This is a genomic window from Haloechinothrix sp. LS1_15, from assembly GCF_033042135.1.
Lineage (GTDB): Bacteria > Actinomycetota > Actinomycetes > Mycobacteriales > Pseudonocardiaceae > Haloechinothrix.
On the sequence record NZ_WBXM01000034.1, the window covers coordinates 1 to 382 of the forward strand.

Below are 382 nucleotides of genomic sequence, written 5' to 3' on the forward strand. Positions count from 1 at the left end.
GTTCGCTGGTGGTGTGGTGGTGTCCGGCCGGGCCGTGGGGGTCGGGGCGCGGCCACGGCCCGGCCGGAGCGGGTGGCCGGGCGCGGCGGGGGGGGGAGGGCGCGCCCGGCCGGTCTCTAACGCTCGTCGCCGTCGCTGCCGCCGTCGTTGTCGGAGTCGCTGTCGGAGTGGTTGTGGGTGTCGAGGTTGTTGGGGTGGTCGGGGTCGTCGGGGGTGATGATGTGGGTTTCGCCGTAGGCTTCGTCGTGGACGATGATGGTGCCGTCGGCGCGGTGCCACCAGCTCATGGCAGGCTCCCGGGTTCGTGGCGGAGGGGGGTGCGGGGCGGGTACGGTGCCAGGGCGGCGCAGTCGGCGCAGGCCTGGTGCGCGTAGATGCGGGA

Annotated in this window: 1 protein-coding gene; it reads right to left on the reverse strand. The window is 74.6% G+C overall.

Annotated features, from left to right (window positions below; translation table 11 throughout):
• Positions 1-116 precede the first annotated feature (116 nt).
• Positions 117-287, reverse strand: coding sequence for a hypothetical protein (locus tag F8178_RS20370; RefSeq protein ID WP_317496472.1), 171 nt, complete (start codon positions 285-287; stop codon positions 117-119).
• Positions 288-382: the final 95 nt, after the last annotated feature.